The 17,480-nt window shown below is 51.3% G+C and carries 24 protein-coding genes; 22 read left to right on the forward strand and 2 right to left on the reverse strand.

What is annotated here, in order from left to right:
* Positions 1–114 precede the first annotated feature (114 nt).
* The 4 genes from IBT46_RS27245 (at position 115) to IBT46_RS09340 (ending at position 2,083) form a co-directional block, all read left to right on the forward strand.
* Positions 115–762, forward strand: coding sequence for a hypothetical protein (locus IBT46_RS27245; RefSeq protein ID WP_234480043.1), 648 nt, complete (start codon positions 115–117; stop codon positions 760–762).
* Positions 763–862: 100 nt separating this feature from the next.
* Positions 863–1,060, forward strand: a complete 198-nt coding sequence (locus IBT46_RS09330) for an AlpA family transcriptional regulator (RefSeq protein ID WP_200545442.1) — start codon at positions 863–865, stop codon at positions 1,058–1,060.
* Entirely contained in the window at positions 1,060–1,479 is a 420-nt protein-coding gene (locus tag IBT46_RS09335; protein ID WP_200545443.1) for a hypothetical protein, read from the forward strand. The genes IBT46_RS09330 and IBT46_RS09335 overlap by 1 nt, the downstream gene beginning before the upstream one ends.
* 13 nt (positions 1,480–1,492) lie before the next feature.
* A complete protein-coding gene (locus IBT46_RS09340; RefSeq protein ID WP_200545444.1) occupies positions 1,493–2,083 on the forward strand; it encodes a BRO family protein in 591 nt (196 codons plus the stop codon).
* 403 nt (positions 2,084–2,486) lie between these two features.
* On the opposite strand, the gene IBT46_RS09345 is transcribed toward IBT46_RS09340, so the two are convergent.
* Complete coding sequence (locus IBT46_RS09345; RefSeq protein WP_200545445.1) at positions 2,487–2,801, reverse strand: YlcI/YnfO family protein; 315 nt, start codon at positions 2,799–2,801, stop codon at positions 2,487–2,489.
* Between the two features lie 208 nt (positions 2,802–3,009).
* Here IBT46_RS09345 and IBT46_RS09350 point away from each other — a divergent pair, with 208 nt between their 5' ends.
* The 12 genes from IBT46_RS09350 (at position 3,010) to IBT46_RS09405 (ending at position 9,873) form a co-directional block, all read left to right on the forward strand.
* The gene (locus IBT46_RS09350; RefSeq protein ID WP_200545446.1) at positions 3,010–3,228 is read left to right on the forward strand and encodes a host cell division inhibitor Icd-like protein; all 219 of its coding nucleotides are present in this window, start codon (positions 3,010–3,012) and stop codon (positions 3,226–3,228) included.
* Positions 3,221–3,466 (forward strand): hypothetical protein, encoded by a 246-nt coding sequence (locus tag IBT46_RS09355; protein WP_200545447.1) that lies wholly within the window; start codon positions 3,221–3,223, stop codon positions 3,464–3,466. The genes IBT46_RS09350 and IBT46_RS09355 overlap by 8 nt, the downstream gene beginning before the upstream one ends.
* Positions 3,463–3,639, forward strand: a complete 177-nt coding sequence (locus tag IBT46_RS09360) for a hypothetical protein (RefSeq protein WP_200545448.1) — start codon at positions 3,463–3,465, stop codon at positions 3,637–3,639. Before IBT46_RS09355 ends, IBT46_RS09360 begins: the two co-directional genes overlap by 4 nt.
* Positions 3,636–3,944, forward strand: coding sequence for a ubiquinol-cytochrome C reductase (locus IBT46_RS09365; RefSeq protein WP_200545449.1), 309 nt, complete (start codon positions 3,636–3,638; stop codon positions 3,942–3,944). Before IBT46_RS09360 ends, IBT46_RS09365 begins: the two co-directional genes overlap by 4 nt.
* Positions 3,934–4,131, forward strand: a complete 198-nt coding sequence (locus IBT46_RS09370) for a hypothetical protein (protein WP_200545450.1) — start codon at positions 3,934–3,936, stop codon at positions 4,129–4,131. Before IBT46_RS09365 ends, IBT46_RS09370 begins: the two co-directional genes overlap by 11 nt.
* Positions 4,128–4,418, forward strand: coding sequence for a hypothetical protein (locus IBT46_RS09375; RefSeq protein WP_200545451.1), 291 nt, complete (start codon positions 4,128–4,130; stop codon positions 4,416–4,418). Before IBT46_RS09370 ends, IBT46_RS09375 begins: the two co-directional genes overlap by 4 nt.
* A complete protein-coding gene (locus IBT46_RS09380) occupies positions 4,415–5,026 on the forward strand; it encodes a hypothetical protein (protein ID WP_200545452.1) in 612 nt (203 codons plus the stop codon). The genes IBT46_RS09375 and IBT46_RS09380 overlap by 4 nt, the downstream gene beginning before the upstream one ends.
* 9 nt (positions 5,027–5,035) lie before the next feature.
* Complete coding sequence (locus IBT46_RS09385; protein WP_200545453.1) at positions 5,036–7,816, forward strand: TOPRIM and DUF927 domain-containing protein; 2,781 nt, start codon at positions 5,036–5,038, stop codon at positions 7,814–7,816.
* A 345-nt stretch (positions 7,817–8,161) separates the two neighbouring features.
* Positions 8,162–8,326 carry a hypothetical protein gene (locus tag IBT46_RS09390; RefSeq protein ID WP_200545454.1) on the forward strand — a complete coding sequence of 55 codons (165 nt, stop codon included), beginning with the start codon at positions 8,162–8,164 and terminating at the stop codon, positions 8,324–8,326.
* A gap of 8 nt (positions 8,327–8,334) precedes the next feature.
* A complete protein-coding gene (locus tag IBT46_RS09395) occupies positions 8,335–8,433 on the forward strand; it encodes a YoaK family small membrane protein (RefSeq protein WP_200545455.1) in 99 nt (32 codons plus the stop codon).
* A gap of 146 nt (positions 8,434–8,579) precedes the next feature.
* Positions 8,580–9,419 (forward strand): protein rexA, encoded by an 840-nt coding sequence (locus IBT46_RS09400; RefSeq protein ID WP_200545456.1) that lies wholly within the window; start codon positions 8,580–8,582, stop codon positions 9,417–9,419.
* 25 nt (positions 9,420–9,444) lie between these two features.
* Entirely contained in the window at positions 9,445–9,873 is a 429-nt protein-coding gene (locus IBT46_RS09405; protein ID WP_200545457.1) for a biopolymer transporter ExbB, read from the forward strand.
* Positions 9,874–10,076: 203 nt separating this feature from the next.
* On the opposite strand, the gene IBT46_RS09410 is transcribed toward IBT46_RS09405, so the two are convergent.
* Positions 10,077–10,622 carry a hypothetical protein gene (locus tag IBT46_RS09410; RefSeq protein ID WP_200545458.1) on the reverse strand — a complete coding sequence of 182 codons (546 nt, stop codon included), beginning with the start codon at positions 10,620–10,622 and terminating at the stop codon, positions 10,077–10,079.
* 230 nt (positions 10,623–10,852) lie between these two features.
* Here IBT46_RS09410 and IBT46_RS09415 point away from each other — a divergent pair, with 230 nt between their 5' ends.
* The 6 genes from IBT46_RS09415 (at position 10,853) to IBT46_RS09440 (ending at position 16,431) form a co-directional block, all read left to right on the forward strand.
* Positions 10,853–11,197: a single-stranded DNA-binding protein gene (locus tag IBT46_RS09415; protein ID WP_234480044.1), complete on the forward strand. Its 345-nt coding sequence runs from the start codon at positions 10,853–10,855 to the stop codon at positions 11,195–11,197.
* A gap of 35 nt (positions 11,198–11,232) precedes the next feature.
* Positions 11,233–11,625, forward strand: a complete 393-nt coding sequence (locus tag IBT46_RS09420) for a ProQ/FINO family protein (protein WP_234480055.1) — start codon at positions 11,233–11,235, stop codon at positions 11,623–11,625.
* Between the two features lie 75 nt (positions 11,626–11,700).
* The gene (locus IBT46_RS09425) at positions 11,701–12,225 is read left to right on the forward strand and encodes a hypothetical protein (protein ID WP_200545460.1); all 525 of its coding nucleotides are present in this window, start codon (positions 11,701–11,703) and stop codon (positions 12,223–12,225) included.
* A gap of 129 nt (positions 12,226–12,354) precedes the next feature.
* Positions 12,355–12,525, forward strand: a complete 171-nt coding sequence (locus tag IBT46_RS09430; RefSeq protein WP_200545461.1) for a hypothetical protein — start codon at positions 12,355–12,357, stop codon at positions 12,523–12,525.
* A 2-nt stretch (positions 12,526–12,527) separates the two neighbouring features.
* On the forward strand, positions 12,528–12,854 hold the full coding sequence (locus tag IBT46_RS09435) for a hypothetical protein (RefSeq protein ID WP_200545462.1): 327 nt from the start codon (positions 12,528–12,530) through the stop codon (positions 12,852–12,854).
* A 10-nt stretch (positions 12,855–12,864) separates the two neighbouring features.
* A complete protein-coding gene (locus IBT46_RS09440) occupies positions 12,865–16,431 on the forward strand; it encodes a tape measure protein (protein ID WP_200545463.1) in 3,567 nt (1,188 codons plus the stop codon).
* Positions 16,432–17,480: the final 1,049 nt, after the last annotated feature.

Raw genomic sequence — 17,480 nt, forward strand, 5'->3', positions numbered from 1 at the left:
ATAGTAGACTTCAGTAGACGAATAAAGAATAGGCTATGTCTAGGCTGATCCCCGAAAACCCGTACACCTCTACGGGCTGGCATAGCCGCTATATTAGAGGGCGCGAGGTGGCGTGTGAGTTGGCTTCTCTTAGAGGAACATCACAATTTTGTATCTGCTTGGCAACTCATTCATGGCATAGCTCAGGTCAGTGGTGCCAATTTATCTCAAGCAACACATTTACTTGTTAGATTGAACGAGTTTGATAAAGTTGATGGGGGCTACCTAATCCCTTTTTATGGTCACAGAAAATACGATGGTTATTTTTCCGCTTCTGAAGTGGAAATTGAACTGTGTATCATTGCGTTAAAAAAGGCCGTTCTATCACAGGTCGTCTCGATATTTGATGGCGAGAAAGAAATTGAAGTATCGCTTGAGGACGGGTTGAAATCGGGGAAAGGAATGGATTTCTTTTTCAGGAAGCAAGACGTGCTGAAGGCTATCGAATACAAATCAATGGAAATGGGAATAGATATCCCGCTACCTGACTGTGTTATTTCCGAGCGAAAAGAAATCACAGCCAGACCCTCTAAAAAAACCGAGAATGCTCAAGCCAGGTTCATCAAAAGCCTGCTTACCGTCATGTATGGTGAAGATATGGCCAACTCACCGCGCAAACACATTGATGGAAAAATGGCTCAAATCCGAGATGATTTGGCAGCAAAGGACCTACCTTGCCCCAGCGGGGTTACAGTTGAAAACTGGCTGTCAGACATAGATTAATTGCAATATTACATTTTGAGCCTGCAATATTGCGCCTTTCCCTTAAGCAGAAGCCCATCATCTGCCCTGTAGACCTCAAGCAACTACAGGAGCCTTACAGATGTCTGAATCATTGATACGTTTCCCGGAAGTACAACGCCGCACAGGATACAGCAAGGCGTGGATTTATCGTCTGATGCGTCAGCAGCGTTTCCCACCGGCTGTGAAAATTGGTGCACGGGCCATTGCCTTCATTGAAAGCGAGGTTGACGCTTGGGTAAAACAGCGGATCGCTGAATCGCGTGGGGAGGCAGTGTAATGCAAAAGAAAACCCGCACAGAGGCGGGCATTATCGAACAGGTTAGCGCCTTCGATAATACCCGCACCAGCTCCAACAAACCAGCCCCGAAAAAGCACCGAGCTCGCTGCTACATGATGCGCACCGGCGTGAATGGCTTCACCGAGAACGAGATTCTGCGGTACTGCCGGCTGTCCAGCGCTCGTAACTATGCGACAGAGTTAGAACGACGCCTCGATATTCGCCTGGAGCGTATTGACGAGCCGAACAGCGACGGGATCGGTAGCCACTTCCGGTACCGCATTACCTGCCGCGCTGACGTAATGCGCGTGATCCAGCTCGTTAACCGTAATGCCGCAGCTGGTGGCTACACCGGCCTGTCGAAGCAGGAAGTAAACGACATCCTCACCTTGTACCCGGACGCGTTCACCGCCGCTTAATCGGAGCCTGACAATGAAAACTGAAAAAAGCAGATTAATTTCTGAGGCCGCCCCTCAGCCCTCCACCAGCATGGCAGTTATTTTTACTGCTGATGAAGGTGATATTTCGGTAATTAAGTTTGAAGGTAAGACCGTTCGCATTGTGAATGTATATGGCGTGCCGTGGTTCGTTGCTAAAGATATTTGCGAGGCGCTGGATATCGTCAACTCACGCGATGCTTTGAAGTCTTTGGATGACGACGAAAAGAATACTGTAGCTTTAACCTACGGTAATCGGGGTAACCCGCGTCACGGTGTCGTTGCGGAGTCTGGTTTCTACAAACTGATCGCCCGCAGCAGGAAGGCCAGCACGCCCGGCACATTTGCCCACCGGTTCACCAATTGGGTATTCCGTGATGTGATCCCGTCTATCCGCAAAACAGGTGCGTATGGCGTGCCCTTCGCGTTCCTGAATGACCACAGCAAGCGCAAAGCAGCTTACACCCACAAAGTCAGCAAGCGCGGCTCTGCCCTTCAGTCCTGCAAAGCTGAGAAAGCACGTCTAATCGCCGAAGAAGCAGAATTGTGGCGCAAGTATCAGCCTCAATTGCCGGAGGTTCACTAATGAATGCCGTCCAGATGAAGGGCTTCCCGCTGGCTGGCCTGTTAACCTTTGTTAACCTTCAGAACTTAGCAAAACTTAGCCACAACCTCACAAAACCAGACATGCGGAACTTGTCAAAACTTGACATTGTTATCGGCAAAATTACGACAAATTGCGACGTTGAGAACCTGTCAAAACCTGACATACGCCCGGTGGTGCGTTTAACAGCTTGGCTGTCAAAAGTTGTCATTGAAAGCGTCGGGACGTTGACAATTGTTGACATCAAAAGCGCCGAAATGATGGCAAATGATGGCACTCCGCAGCTATCACGGGGCGAGCCCGCCCCCATCGCTCAGGAGTTTTGCGAGTCCATAAAAAAGGGCAGCACATTCGGTGCGGCCCCGGGTGTTGATCTGTCGGTGGGTCAGTCTTCAGCAGCGTCTGATTTTGGTGCGCGTCGTTGTAGTTCTGTACGGGCGACACTCACCAGCTGCTGGATATCCTCGCCGGCTTTCGCGCCGATCTCCTCAATGCGGATAAGCGCGTCTCTTGCTAAAAGGAGTGCGGATTCTGCGCCTCCACTTAACTGGCGGCGGGCAATCTCCCCACGTATTGCGGTGACAATGAAATTAGCCGTTGATTCATTATCGTATTTAACGGCATCCATTTCCTCGATTGCGTCATGTGGCACACGCGCCGCCAGAGCCTGTGATTTTGCATTTTTCGCTCCTGTAGCCATTACTGAACTCCTCAAATATTGGTGTGCAACAGTATACAGCGAAAGTGAAAACATAAAAGACTTGACGTGTTCACCACCTACATACGATTATGTTTACACCTTATCCACAGGTAAGGCACAGGAAACACCAGAAATAACGAAGCCCGGCAGTGCGTCAACACCGTCCGGGCCTCTCACCACCACCGTTAAAGCAAGTAACGAGGTAGCTATGTCCGATCATATCACACCCATTTCCGGGCGGGATTCACTCACCCCGAAAAAATACCAGTACCGCTTTCTGGCGCTTTCACGCGCTGACGCCGCTGCTCGGCCGTGCCGCGTATCCATCGAGGCAGCCACGGAGCAGGAAGCCCGCCGCGCGCTGGCCCCGCTGTTCATCCTGTCACTGGCCGCCCGCCTGCCTGCACAGGAGGCGCACCATGCGTGATACCCCAGCCATCGTCAAACCTCAGCAGTCTGCTGCCCTGGACTACCTGAAGCACGATGCCGCCACCGCCGCCCGGTATGCGGACGAGTTACAGCAGCTGTTTAACCTGCATTTGGATGCCCGTCTGCGTCAGGCAAACCCCGAGGCCGGCGCGCGCTTCTGGACGCTAATTAACGAGCTGAGACTCGCCACTGGCCGGACGGAAATGCGTATTCGCTCACTGGAGGCAAGCCAATGACACGTCCCGTAACGCAACGCGAAATGAACGCTGTCGATGCTCTGGAGAAAATCAAAGCCATCCTGAATGCCGCGCTATTTCTGACATCTACCAGACATGAGAAAGACGCTCAGATAGAGCTGATTGGCCTTGCAGAAGATGTTGCCACTCGCGCACTGGGGGATCGCCAATGACAATTTACAACGACCTGAATCGTGTCGATTTCAAGTGTGAAGATCCGCAGCAACTGCAGGAAGTAGCAAACACTGCCAGCAATGCTGCTGCCAATCTGCTGATTGGCGTATCGGCCTTAGGCTCCCTGATGTTCTGGTCTGCTGATAACGAGGAATACAGCCCGGAGCAGGCGAAAGAGGACATGTACAGCATCGGCGCAATGCTGATGCCGCTGGCGGAAGTCGTGCGCGCACTCAGTGATAACGCTGAAAATGCCCGTTTTGTTGCCAGAGAATTGGTTAAAGGAGGTCAGCATGGCTCATGAAATCACCCTGCAGCAGGCAGCTGAAAGCGCTGATCAGGCCTGTGTTGCGCTACATATGCTTAGCAAGGCTGTTGGAGATATGGACACTGGGGGCATTGAAACCGCCATTGTTCTGATAAGTCGGCTGGTGGGGCGTTCTGCCGCCTGGCTGCTTGAGGAACAACATCAGCGGGAGAACGCGCAATGAGAGCTCACACCAATATCGACAAGGGAAAAACCGAACGTGAACACATGTTGCTCGTGCTGAGCCGACCGGAAGGGGTTTTCCCCAGCACTCCGGAGAACCTGTCGCGTGATCGCCTGATGCGCATCCGCGCCGGCGTCCAGCACCTGCTGATTAAAGTAGTACCGACCCTCGAAAGCTCTCCGGTTCGCCAGGAGGTTTACCTGTGGCTGGATGAAATGCTGACCATTCTGAGCGCCGAACAATGTTGCGCCACGCAGGAAGAGATTAAACGGGGTAAAGGTCTGTGAAGAATATCCTGAATTTCCCACGTAATACCTCAACCCTGAGCCGTATCACTGCCGAGGCCGTGCCGGATGGTGTGCTGATGGGCAATCGTGTGATCGGTTATGCTGCGGTGGTTCGCCAGCTCGACAAGGGGCAGTTTGATGCTCCTGTCTCTGACGGGTTTGGCATCATAGCCGAGCTGTCCCTCGCTGAGGAAATGGGCTGGTTCATTCCTACCGTTGAACAGCGCGTGATTGTCTGGCGCTGGATTGTGGCCGGTGTGTTCATCGTTGAGCAGATGAAGGAACACGGACTGTCAGATGTTCCACAGGGCGACGGCAGGACGGTTAAAGCTGCTATGTATGTTGGCCCACAAGGTGCTATCAGCATCTACCCTGCGGCGGAACGGTTCGCTCTGGCTAATCACGCTGAGCAGGTGATTTTTGAAGAGTTCACCCACGACGAGCCACTGCTGAAGGTGGTGGTTATGTATCAGTCGATGGTTGAGCCGTCACCTCATGGCGGGCTAACGCTGTCTGCTGCCGGGCGTGAAGGGCTTTACATCCTGCATGACGGGTTTATTGAACTGCTGCAAACCGAAGGTATGCCAGCAACGCCAACGGCGCACTGAGGGGAGCATATGCGAAACATCGACTTAATCAGGGAAGTAGCAAACACCGCCGCCGGGCGCTGGCCTTACGTGCTCGGGCTGGTGGGCATCACCGTCCCAAAATCACCGCGCCAGCACGCCAGCTGCCCCGCCTGCGGCGGCAGTGACCGGTTCCGCTTCGACGACGGAGGCCGCGGCTCCCACTTCTGCAACCAGTGCGGGGCCGGGGATGGTCTCGACCTGGTGGCAAAGGTTAACCGCTGCGATGCCACCAGCGCCGCGCAGATCGTCGCTGATGCGCTGGGTATTGATTACCGGGTAGCAGATACAGACCCGGCAGCCAGCGCCCGTCGGCGTGCGCAGATTGACGCAGAGCGCCAGCAGCGTGAGCAAGCTCGGCAACTGCAGGACGCGGCCAGCGAAGCAGAACGGCGCCAGGCGTTTGAGCGTGAGTATCAGATACTCCTGAAACGTGCACGACCAGGCGTAAGTGAGTACCTCACTGCCAAAGGGCTGCCGGGGGCTTACCACCAGTGCCTGCCTGATGGCCGGATGCTGATTAGCCTGACTGATGAAACAGGTGCGGTCACCGGTGCGCAGACCATTACCCGCAGCGGCGTCAAGATGGTGCTGACCGGCTCGGTTAAATGCGGCTCATATAACGCCGTGAACGCACCTGAGCAGCCGCAGGACGTGATTATTGCAGAAGGCATGGCTACGGCGCTGACGCTCAACCTGATGCGTCCTGACGCGTTGACGGTTGCGGCCATTGATGCTGGTAACCAGGTGCCGGTCGCAGAGGTGATGCGCCGCCTCCACCCCGCCGCCCGGATCACGATTGCCGCAGATAACGACTGGCATTATCCGGGGGAGCTGGACGAACACGGCAAACCGAAGGTTAACACTGGCCGTCTGCGTGCCGAGCAGGCAGCGCGTATCGCTGGTGGGTGGGTGTCACTGCCACCGGTAGAGCATAAGGCCGACTGGGACGACTACCGCCAGCAGAACGGGCTGGAAGCGGCCACAGCAGCGTTTAATGAAAATCAGTACCAGCCACAGGATGAAACGATGAAAGCCCAGCTCAAAGCCACAGAGGCCAACAAAAGCCCCGCTGACAAAGAGGAGCAGCTCAGAGCGCGGGTTGAGAGCCGCCGGGATGGCGTTTTCTGGATCACCGCTAAGGTGGACAAAGACAGCGGTGAAATCATCACTAACGAGGCGTGGCTGTGCTCCCCTCTGGAGGTGATCGGTATTGGCCGTGACGACAAAGACCAGTTCCTTATCCTGCGCTGGCAGCCTGCAGGCGCAACGACAACGACCGTACAGGCGCTGCCGCTGGCCGACATCGGGGAGCGTGAGGGCTGGCGTGTGCTGAAAGCCGGCGGCGTCAACATCACCACCAAACCCGCGATGCGCGCGACCCTGGCAGACTGGCTACAGCGCAGCGGCCCGCGTGAGATATGGCGCGTGGCACAGGCCACAGGCTGGCAGTGTGGCGCGTACATCATGCCCGATGGCGAGATCATCGGCTCCCCGGATATGCCGGTGCTGTTCAATGGTCGCAGCTCTGCGGCGGCGGGCTATACTTGCAGGGGAACGGCTGACAGCTGGCGCAGCAGCATTGCCCGGCTGGTGGCCGGCAACTATTCGATGATGACCGGGATCGGTGCGGCGCTGGCGGCCCCGCTTATCGGTCTGGCGGGCGCTGACGGCTTCGGGATCCATTTCTACGAGCAGTCGAGCGCCGGTAAGACCACCACGGCCAACGTGGCCAGCAGCCTGTATGGCAATCCCGACCAGCTGCGCCTGACGTGGTACGGCACCGCACTGGGGCTGGCAAACGAAGCCGCAGCACACAATGACGCGCTGATGCCTCTGGATGAAGTTGGCCAGGGGGCTGACGCCCGTAGCGTGGCGCAGTCGGCTTACGCCCTGTTTAACGGCGTGGGCAAACTGCAGGGGGCGAAGGAAGGCGGCAACCGGGATCTGAAGCGCTGGCGCACCGTGGCTATCAGTACCGGGGAAATGGATCTGGAGACGTTCATCTCCACCACTGGCCAGAAGGTGAAGGCCGGGCAGCTGGTGCGCCTGCTGAATATTCCGCTCAGTAAAGCCGTGAGGTTCCACGATCACCAGAACGGCAAACAGCACGCCGATGCGCTGAAAGATGCTTATCAGAGCCACCACGGAGCCGCCGGACGTGCCTGGGTGAAATGGCTGGCAGACCACCAGCAACAGGCCGTTGAGGCCGTCAGGGACGCGGAGAGCCGCTGGCGCGCGCTGATTCCGGCTGACTACGGTGAACAGGTACACCGTGTGGCGGCCCGGTTCGCCATTATCGAGGCTGCGCTGATGCTGGGCCGAGTTATCACCGGGTGGGACGAGCATACGTGCCGTGATGCTGTACAGCACAGCTTTAACGTCTGGGTACGGGAGTTCGGCACCGGGAACAAGGAGCATCAGCAGATCATCGAGCAGTGCGAGGCGTTTCTAAATGCCCACGGGCTGAGCCGCTACGCACCGTTCCCGTATGACCCGGCGGGGCTGCCCATTCGTGACCAGGCAGGTTATCGTGCGAAAGGCGCTCACGATGCTGATCCGATGATTTTCTACACCTTCCCGTCAACGTTTGAGCAAGAGATAGCGAAGGGCTTCAACGCCAAACAGTTCGCTGAGGCGCTGAAACAGGCCGGGATGCTGACGCCGCCCACCAGCGACCGCGGATATCAGCGGAAGTCACCGCGCATCGAGGGGCGGCAAATCCGGGTGTACGTGCTGAACTTCCTCCCCGAAGACGGCCAGCCAGAGTAAGGTAATTTTTAATACATACGTAGTTTAGGTGTTGGTTCAGTTGGTTCAGTTGGTTCAGTGATAAAGGTTTATTGATTTATAAGGTTTTTATCTTCCGGGCTGAACCAACACTGAACCAACAAAGGGCTGTTTTGAACCAACAACGAGTTATCGATCCTTTCCTGGCCGGCCTCTCTTCTCAGTAAACCCCCTCACTCAAAGCGTGACATGGTCTGCTAAATGCGGGCGTTTTCTTATCAATCATTGATCGAATGCAGATAATTCTGATATAGATTTGTAGACGTCTATAGAACGTAATGGACGATGAAATCATTAATACGTCTGGGATAATCGCAGGAGCGATACATGAAAAAGGTCATCTTAGTGACACTCTTGTCACTTTTTGCATTCACAGCAACCGCAGCCAATACCCCCTGTTCTGGTAAGAAGGGCGGCATATCTCACTGTTCCGGCGAAAAGTTCGTTTGCAATGATGGTTCAATCAGCAAGTCGAAGAAGATTTGCCGTTAGGATGAAAAATGAAGATCGGATATTTATTCCCCGCTGCATGTGGCATAGCAGGTGTGGTGCTTCTGGCCTGGTTTGTCGCCAGTGGCGCTTGGATACCGGGAAATTAGGTGGAATCCAAGCATTCTGGTGAGATGAGGTTTCAGAGATGTGATTAGGGCTTTTATGATAACTCCCTAATTTTATAGATAGTTCCGTGATATAAAAAGAACGGCGCGCTTTTGTTATTTTACTAAGAATTAAAAAGGTTATAAGAATGAAGATTGGTTTCTACGCAGCATATGCTGAAGATGGCAAAAAAAATAAATATAGCATTGATGTGCTAAGTTTTCTCTTGCAAAAAATAACTCAATCCCAACAAATCTCTTTGGATTGCAATGATTATTATTTGTATCTGCATTTAATTGATCCAAAAACAATTCTATTTACGAAGACAAATGACTCAAACTTAATTCAAAAAATCAACAGGTCGAAGTCTTCCGTAGAAGAGATTCGAAAAAGTTTAGCAAGTGATGAATCTCTAGGGTTTGCCTCTTTCATATATTTTGATGACAGCATAATTGGCTTCGCGAGAAGTATGTACGGGCCAACTACAAGCGATCTGATTTGCATTCTTAGCAAAGAAAAAATGCCAATCCCTGCCAGTACTAAAATTATAGTTGAACCACTAATGCGCGGCACTACAAAAGCGGATGTGCAAAAAATGCACTTTATTGGAAGAACTACCGTGAAGGTAGAAGCTTCATCAGGGCTTTCTGAGGGAATCTTGAAGCTTTTAGGTGCAAAAAATATAGAGGGAGAATTGCTAGACTCTTTAGAGATAGTTATCAAACCTAAATTCAAGAGGAATATTAAATCTCTTACTAAAGAGATAGTTAACAACCCGAATAAACAGTATTCAGATGTTGCAATGAGAGCGAAAGACGAGGCTGGTGATGTCCTTGCAGATCATTACCTTACAGAGAAGGGGCATTTGTCTGCTACAATCCATAAGGCGACCAATGCCGAGATCGCTGAAGAGATTGAGTATGGGTTTGCGCGAATGAAAAAAAATATTTTGGAAGTGTTTGCTAACCAAGTCGGGAAATTGAAATAAACTCGCTTGCTAAAAGGAGGGGGGTATGTCAAAAAAAATAATTCTAGGATTGATTGTTATTGCTGTGCCTTACTGTATTGTATATTTTATATATATCGCTTTTAGGCATTATATCCCCGGCGTGTCTTTTTCTAATCATAGAGATGGCTTGGGCGCAGCAATTGCTACATATGCAGGAACAATGGTGGCAATATTGATTGCAGCCATGACATTCCTTCTTGGAAGTCAGGCGAGAAAAGTTAGCCAGCTTAAACAATATGGATATATGACTTCAATCGTTATCATGTATGGTTTAAGCTTCGTAGAACTCGGCATACTTTTTTTTACAGGGATATTACTAATCTCTAGCATGCAAGGTTTTCTACTTCCTACCATTGCGATAGGAATAGCAGTAGCGTCCTTTATGCATATTTGCATGCTATCCATACAACTATACAATGTTACCCAAGATTAAAGAGAAATCCGGCCACCGCGCCGGTTTTTTCATCTCGCCATAGCGGCACCCCTTCTGTAAAACTCACGCATAACCTTATGAGCTATAGATCACTTGCCACCCTTCAAAATGCCCATATCTTATTTATAGGCATCAACGACGTGTCATGCCTATGTATGGCATGAACGACATGTTATGCCTATGAGGGCTGATATCCCTTAGCGTTAACTTGCTGTGCTGGGAGGGAGCGGATATCTGAGGTCGATTTGTGGGGCATCGCTTAAAAGCCGGCCAGATCTTGCCATCAGGTATCCTGCCATCTCTTCTGGCGTCAAATCTACATGGAACATGTCTTTATCCTGGAACCATTCATCAGGCCAGTAAATGAGGTCCGACGGATTGGCATCAAAGTTTTTCTCCAATAATCCCAGCGCGTAACTTTGTTCAGATTCCTTGCCTTCAGCATTGCAAACGAAATTGATTATTTGAATTAGCTCATTCCAGGTTAAATCATCAATGTACTTTTCCTGGTTAAACGCCGTCCGGGTAAAGTTCTTCGCACTGGTCCACGAGGAAAAGTCCCGGAAATCAGAGAATGCTTGCGGGTTGATAACCTGGGCGTTCCAGTCGGCGATCATCGCTTTCAGCCCTTCATCATCTTCGCCTAAGCCGGTATCAATCCGGGAGCGTATCTCTTTGGCTGCTTCAGCTAACATCTCAAGTTTCTGGCGACTGATTTTAGCTGGCTTCAAGCGCTCGGGTAATGGCATTTGGTCTTCCTTGCTAAGTTGAGGTTCGGTAGCGATGGGTCGTTAATCAATCTGCTTTAAAGCGGCATCCAAAGTCCAGACACAAACAATTTCCTTTCTCAAAACGATCTTATTTTCGTTTCATAAATTGCCATGCAAACGTTAAATTTTCCAGAATGACGGTACAGATGTGAACATATTGTCGGTTGGTGGCAGACTCGCAGACAGGCATCACATCTGGTGGTAAGCCAATGGCAATGGAACGTCTCGCAGTCTCCGTGACATGTCACACCGCTCAGAACGGCGAAGCCACTTACTGGCTGGGCGTGGTGGCTTTTGGTAAGCAAGCCGATGATCTGGCCAGACACCGTAAAGGCGATATGGTCAGCGTTTCCGGCTCCCTGCAGTTGAACCAGTGGAAAGCGCAGGACGGTATTCAGAAAGAACAGCCTCAGGTTGTCGCTGACATCGTGATAAGCGCCCGGACGGCGCGGCCGGGCTGCAGACAGAGTTCAGAACAGGAGCCTCCATCTGCCGCGCCTGGGTGGGACTCAGAAGGGATTTATAACCAGGTTTCACCACGCGATGACTTTTGAGAGATAGCCACATGATCAGCACAAAAAAAGACACAATGGCGGCTGAAGCTTCCGGCGGCCCCGAAACAGCACCCAGAGGCCACCAGCTCACTCCTACCGCAAAGCGGAACCGCCGGCGGATAGATAATCTGATAAAGCACTTCCCGGACGTTCTGAGCCGAAAGGAGCCCGTGCCGCTCAAAGTTGGCATTCTGGACGATATGGTAGACAGCCTGCAGGCGCGCGGAGCCACCATGGGAACCGGGCAGGTTAAAGCTGCCCTGACAGGTTACACCAGTGCACGACGTTACCTGCGCGCTATTGCTGCTGGTGGGCCACGCTATGGCATTGACGGGCAGCCATGTGGCGAAGTAGCACCGGAGCACCAGCAGATCGCCGCGGATGCTATCGAACAGCAGAATGCCAGGCCGGTACTGGAGCCGGGTTAACAGAGGGGGTTTCAGTTGCCAGCGCATGGCCTCGCACAATAGGATTGACCGCACAACAATGAAAGGGGATCGGACGTGAAAAAGCTCTTACTAATTGCTTCATCCTGTTTACTTCTGGCGGGCTGTAACGATGAAAATAAAGTATTCGGTGTGGAAATTGGCGGTTCCGAGAAGCAACTTCGCAACAAAGTCACCATAGAAAGTGAGGATTTAATACCATCTAAGGTTCACTTCTTGGAGTTGGCGCTGAAGGCCGCACCTGAAAATGACGTGGGGGATGAGGCTACTTACGTGGCATCTTCTGTCGATGGGGTAATAGTAGGTGTTCGCGCTAAGAGGGATGACGAAAAAGGAATTTATTATTCAGGAATGTTAGCTTACGCCAAAAATAAATTAGGTAATCCGATAGCATCTGACCAAGGAATTATTAATGAAGAGAAAGTTAACGAAATACCTATAGGTTGTGCAAAAAACGGATCCTGCCCCACCCCTCAATACACGGCTTATAGAAAAGGTAGCTTAAACGCCCTTGTTTCCAGTGGTAATGGCCAGACGGATATAATGTTTTACGATGATGATCTTCAAAAAGCCTTTAAATAAAGCCTACACCCGCCCCGCATTGCGGGGTTTTTCTTGCCGCAATCATTGCGTTTTATGAAACGATTGTTTGATTTATTGCAAATATCGCAATAATATAAAACTGTACAAACAACCAGCAAGGTGTGTCCGATGGCCCATAATCCCAACTTCAAGCCCGTACTACTGACCGCCGCGCAGATGGAAGCGATTAAACGCATCCAGCAGCAGCAGCGTGATAGCTCGATGCTGAATGCTGCGCCAACAATCAGTGCGATAGCTCGTGGGCTGATTGATAAAGCGCTTAAGCACATGGAGGTGTAGCAATGGAGCAATTACAGCGCCTTGCCGATGAAATCGCAGAAACCTACATTGCGCAGCTCATCAGAGAAACCGGCAGTTCGTTCATTGAGCACAACAATGTGCGTGGTGAAGTCGTAAAAACTTTCCTTGCTTCAGGCCTTTTGGATAACGCAGTTAACGCTGCAAAGTCCTTGCTGGGATCGGCAAGTTATGAAAATGAGGCTTATAAGATGCTGGTGGGCCTTATTAACTTTAACGGCCCCAGCCGAACTATTACAGAGCAGGGGATCAAAGTTATCAGCCTGATGAATCGTAAAGCCCTGTCCAAAAATAAACCAACCCTTCAATAAGGCGGAAAAAATGGCCGGTTCATTTAATGCAGGATCTGTAATTTACGAAGTAGATATGGATACCCATAAGCTTATTGAGGCCCGGCGTCAGGTAGAAGCAGCCCTGAATGGAATGGGCGGCAGCATGGGTAGGCTTGAGGCCAATATTAATCGTACTGAACGCGCCGTTGACTCAGCCAGCCGCACAATGTCCAGCCTAAGTTCCGTGGCTAAAGGTTTACTGGCAGCGCTCTCTATCCAGCAGGTGGGTGCGTACGCTGACGCCTGGACCGTACTGAATAACAAGGTCGCTAACTCCGTTAAGCAGGGAGAGCAGCAGGCTGAGGTTATGCAGCGTATCTTCGATATTTCGCAGGCTACACAGTCCAGCCTGAACGGTACCGCAACCCTTTATGCCCGACTGGAACGAGGCACGCGCCTGTATAACACCAGCGCGGAAGACCTGACAAAGCTTACGACGATCATCAACCAGGGGTTTGCTGTTTCAGGGGCAACGGCTCAGGAAGCTGAAAACGCCATCGTTCAGTTGTCGCAGGGGCTTGCTGCTGGCGCGCTACGTGGTGAAGAGTTCAACTCTGTCTCTGAGCAGGGTAGTCGCCTCACAATCGCACTCGCTGACTCTCTTGGGGTGTCGCTGGGTCAACTGCGCGCCATGGCTGCAGAGGGTAAACTCACAACCGAAGTTATCGTGAATGGGCTGTTATCGCAGGGTGACGCGATCGGTAAGGAGTTTGCCAAAACCACGGTCAGTATTTCGCAGGGGCTGCTGGTGGCCGGTAACAATGTGACTAAGTTCTTCGGTGAAAACTCCACAGTGAAGTCTTTCGCAGCTGGCTTCCGTGACTCAGTAATCACCATTTCAGAAAATCTGGAAATGCTCAGTGGTGCGTTAATTGCCGCCGCAGCGGTGATGGGCGGCCGATTTACTGGTGCGATGGTAATAGCAACCGCTTCCCAGGTGTCGAGGATCCGAACAACCATCCAAAGTATTGCCGCCACCCGGCAGTCAGCGCAGCAGGAGGCAGCCGCCGCCGCAGTGACGTTAAGAAAGGCTGAAGCAGATAAAGCCGCTGCCCTTTCTGCTCTGAATTTGGCAACGGCGGAATACAACGTTGCCAGAGGTTCGGCGGCAGAGGCGATTGCTCTTGAAAACGTTATCCGGCTGCGCGGTGTTTATGTCGCAACGGCAGCTGAGGCAGCATTAGCGAACAATGCGCTGGCAGCATCACAGGCAAAAGTTGCGGCAACGGGCATTACGCTTTCAAACACGATGAAGGTCATCAACACTGTCACCGCTCCGCTGGGTGGGCCCATCGGTGTTTTAGCAATTGTCGCCGCCGGCTGGTATCTGTATGCGCAAAGACAGGCAGAGGCGAGAAAGGAGTCGATAGCATTTGCTGATACACTGCCCGATGTAATTAAAAAGCTAAAAGACATGAATCTGGCGCAGGCGCAGGGTGTTCGGGCAGATACGATTAGCTCTATCAAGGCGCAAAAGGAAGCTCGTGAAGAACTGAAAAAGAGCATTTCAGGTCTGAGTGCTGATTATAAGAAATATATAACTTTATCGCATCAATCTGGTGCTGCTGAAGATGAAAATAATGGCTACTACGTTACCGCATCCAGAATAGCAAATGAGTTAGCGAAGAAGCGTCGAGATCTGGACGGGGTCACAGCGAAGCTGAACCAAACGAATGAGGCCCGTAGACTCATCGATATTGAAGTTAACCGGGCCATTGTTGACCAGATGAAGGCCGCGCGTGATAACGCGCGGGCAGTTGCTGAGGCGGAAAAGCAAGCCTCTTTCCTCGGCGGCACTCAGGCGTTCCTGGCCGAAAAGCTGGGGCAGTCAACACATGAACTACAGAAATTCAACGCTGAAAGCCTCAAAATTAATTGGGGTGGCACCGCTGGTGAGAAACTCATCAAACAGGCCGAGCGGCGTTTAGAGCTATCAAAACTCGAGGGAGAGGCAAAAGCCCGACTGCAGGCTAAATATGACGCCGAAGATGCGGGAACGGTCGATCCGCTGGCAATTAAGCAACTTCAGGATATGTATGCTGCCACGGAAAAGAATACCCAAGCCCGCAAGGACCAGACAAAAGAAGACAACGCCGCAACATCTGCAGCAAACAAGCTGGCGAATCAGCATGAGGCCGTCACTCAGAAGCTGGCCAGCCTGCAGCAGCAGGCAGCACTGACCGCTGATTCAACACAGGAGCTTACCCGGGCTCAGGCCATCCAGCGTGCAGGGGAGTCACTGGGCAGCGCAGCAACGCCAGAGCAAGTCAAACAGGCCCATGATTATGCTGCCGCCATCTGGGATACAGCCGCTGCCATCAAGGCGCGCAACGCCGTTCCGGAGCTGAAAGAAAACGCCGACTACACTGCGCAGAAATCGCAGCTGGAGATGCTGAAGAACGCGACGGATTCCAACGGTAAGCTGCTGCTCAGCCAAGATCAGTACAACCAGGCATCTGAACAGTTGGAGCAGGACCATCAGGACAAGCTGGCACAGATACGTGCCGGGAAGGTTGTCACGCCACAGCAGCAATCAGCGGGGATGGTGGACCCGGTACAGGCACTGGCTAACGAACAGGCGCGTAAGCTGGCCTTAATCCAGGCGTTCGAGAAGAATAAAACCCTGACGCAGGATCAGGCGCTGGCGTTGCGCAATGCCGCTGAAACGCAGTACGAACAGCAGCGGATTGCGGCACAGTGGGAGATATGGCGCAACCAGAGCGCCGGTAATGAGGCGTTGGCTGCTTCATTCGACGCTCTGGCCGGTAATGCCTCCAACGCGCTGACGGGCATGATTACCGGCAGCATGAGCGCCAGTGAAGCGATGCGGTCACTTGGCTCCACCGTGCTAAACAGCCTGGTAAACACGTTCGTGCAAATGGGTGTGGAGTGGGTCAAGTCGGCGGTTATGGGCTCAGCTGCGCAGCAGGCCGGAGTTGCGGCATCGACCGCTACGCAGATCGGCGGTATCGCTGCCACTACCGCAGCCAGCACGACGGCGGCCGGCGCCACTATGGCTGCATGGCTCCCCGCTGCTCTGGTTGCCTCTGTGGGGTCCTTCGGCGCCGCGGCAATTGTCGGAGGCGCCGCCCTGGCCAGTGCTTTTGCGTTGTCTAAAGTCATGGGACGTAAAAACGGCGGTCAGGTCAGTGCTGGTGGCCTGTATGAGTTCGGCGAGGGTAATCTGCCAGAAGTACTGCAGATGGGCGGAAAGAGTTACATGCTGCCGGGTAACAATGGTCGGGTGTTCAGCAACAGCGATGTTACCGGCGGTGCGCCGATGATCAAGAAAGCATCCACCGGGAGTGAATATTTATCAAATTCGAAAGGAAATCCGGCACAGAATGACTCTTTGAGCAGCAAACAAGTTCAGGTCAATGTCCAGTTTTACGACCAGACCAGTGGCGGACAGCACTCCTTTGAAGCTCAAGCCAGGCAGGAAGGTAATGTGGTTACTGTTGACGCATTTTTGAGAGATTTTGAGCGAGCTGGACCAATGTCTTCGCAGGTTCAGCGGACCTTTGGCCTGAATCGTAAAGCAAATGGCTCTTTCTAACATAAATTACTTTGGCTGGGTTTATTGTTCGCGGTGAGTTGAAATCTAACGTAGGATGCGCATGGATGCGTATTGCCATGGCAGGAAGCTATGCTTTTTCAAGCTACTGCTAATGGAAAAATTAGTTAATAGTTGAAAAAATAACCTTCCTAACGTGGGCAGTTTACAATCAATAACATAGATTGAATTTCTTTTCAGACTTACAAATGAGTACCAGTAGGTTATATTTTTTGGTGGCCATAGTGTTTTTTGGGGTTGTGCAACTCTTATCTTAATAAGTATAAGTTAGCTATCGATAATGTGGATGATTTGTAAGTTTTTCTTGATGTTTTTTGCTTCTCCCACTAACCCACGGCATAAAGTAAAAAAATTAAACTATCATTGAGTAAAAATTCTTAAGATTATCGTCGATTTCATATACTCCAGGTCGAATTGTCATTGAAAGAAAAGATGGTTGGGAATAGTCCCCGCAGAGTATCCACTCGTCCTCTAATCCATCTCTGTAAGCGATCGCCGTTCCATCTCCTTTAAGGATTTTTGGGGTAATCCAACTTTTGTGATAGAGCACAACGCTCAGTGGATCCTGGCAATAAATTCCAGGCTTCAGCCATAATTCATCGTGCCCATACTTTCTTTTAAGCTCTTTTAATAAGTAAATAAAACTCATTTTTCTTGTCATTAGTTAATCTCTGCGATGTAGAATACGTTGTTTTTTTATCATATGAGGTTGCTTTGACCAATCATGTATTCAGGCTCAGATTAGAACTGAAGTAGATAGGAGTCTATAATTATTACAGGTAATTACAATAACTAGTTAAACAATAACAAGAAAAAATATTTTGAATGAGTTTTTTCGATAGCTGATGACTTGCATTGTAAAAATTCAAGTGGTAATTTATAAGCTTATGTTAAAAAAGGCTATTTTTTTATTTTCATGTTGTAATCGGACTGTTCACTTAGCAGAAAAGGAAATCAACATGAATACCGATGCCTGTGTTATTAATTAAATTAATGATTTCATCTGCATAAATGACTCAGTGACCTGCTAG

Origin of the sequence: Erwinia sp. S38 (assembly GCF_016624545.1) — a bacterium.
GTDB lineage: Bacteria > Pseudomonadota > Gammaproteobacteria > Enterobacterales > Enterobacteriaceae > Erwinia > Erwinia coffeiphila.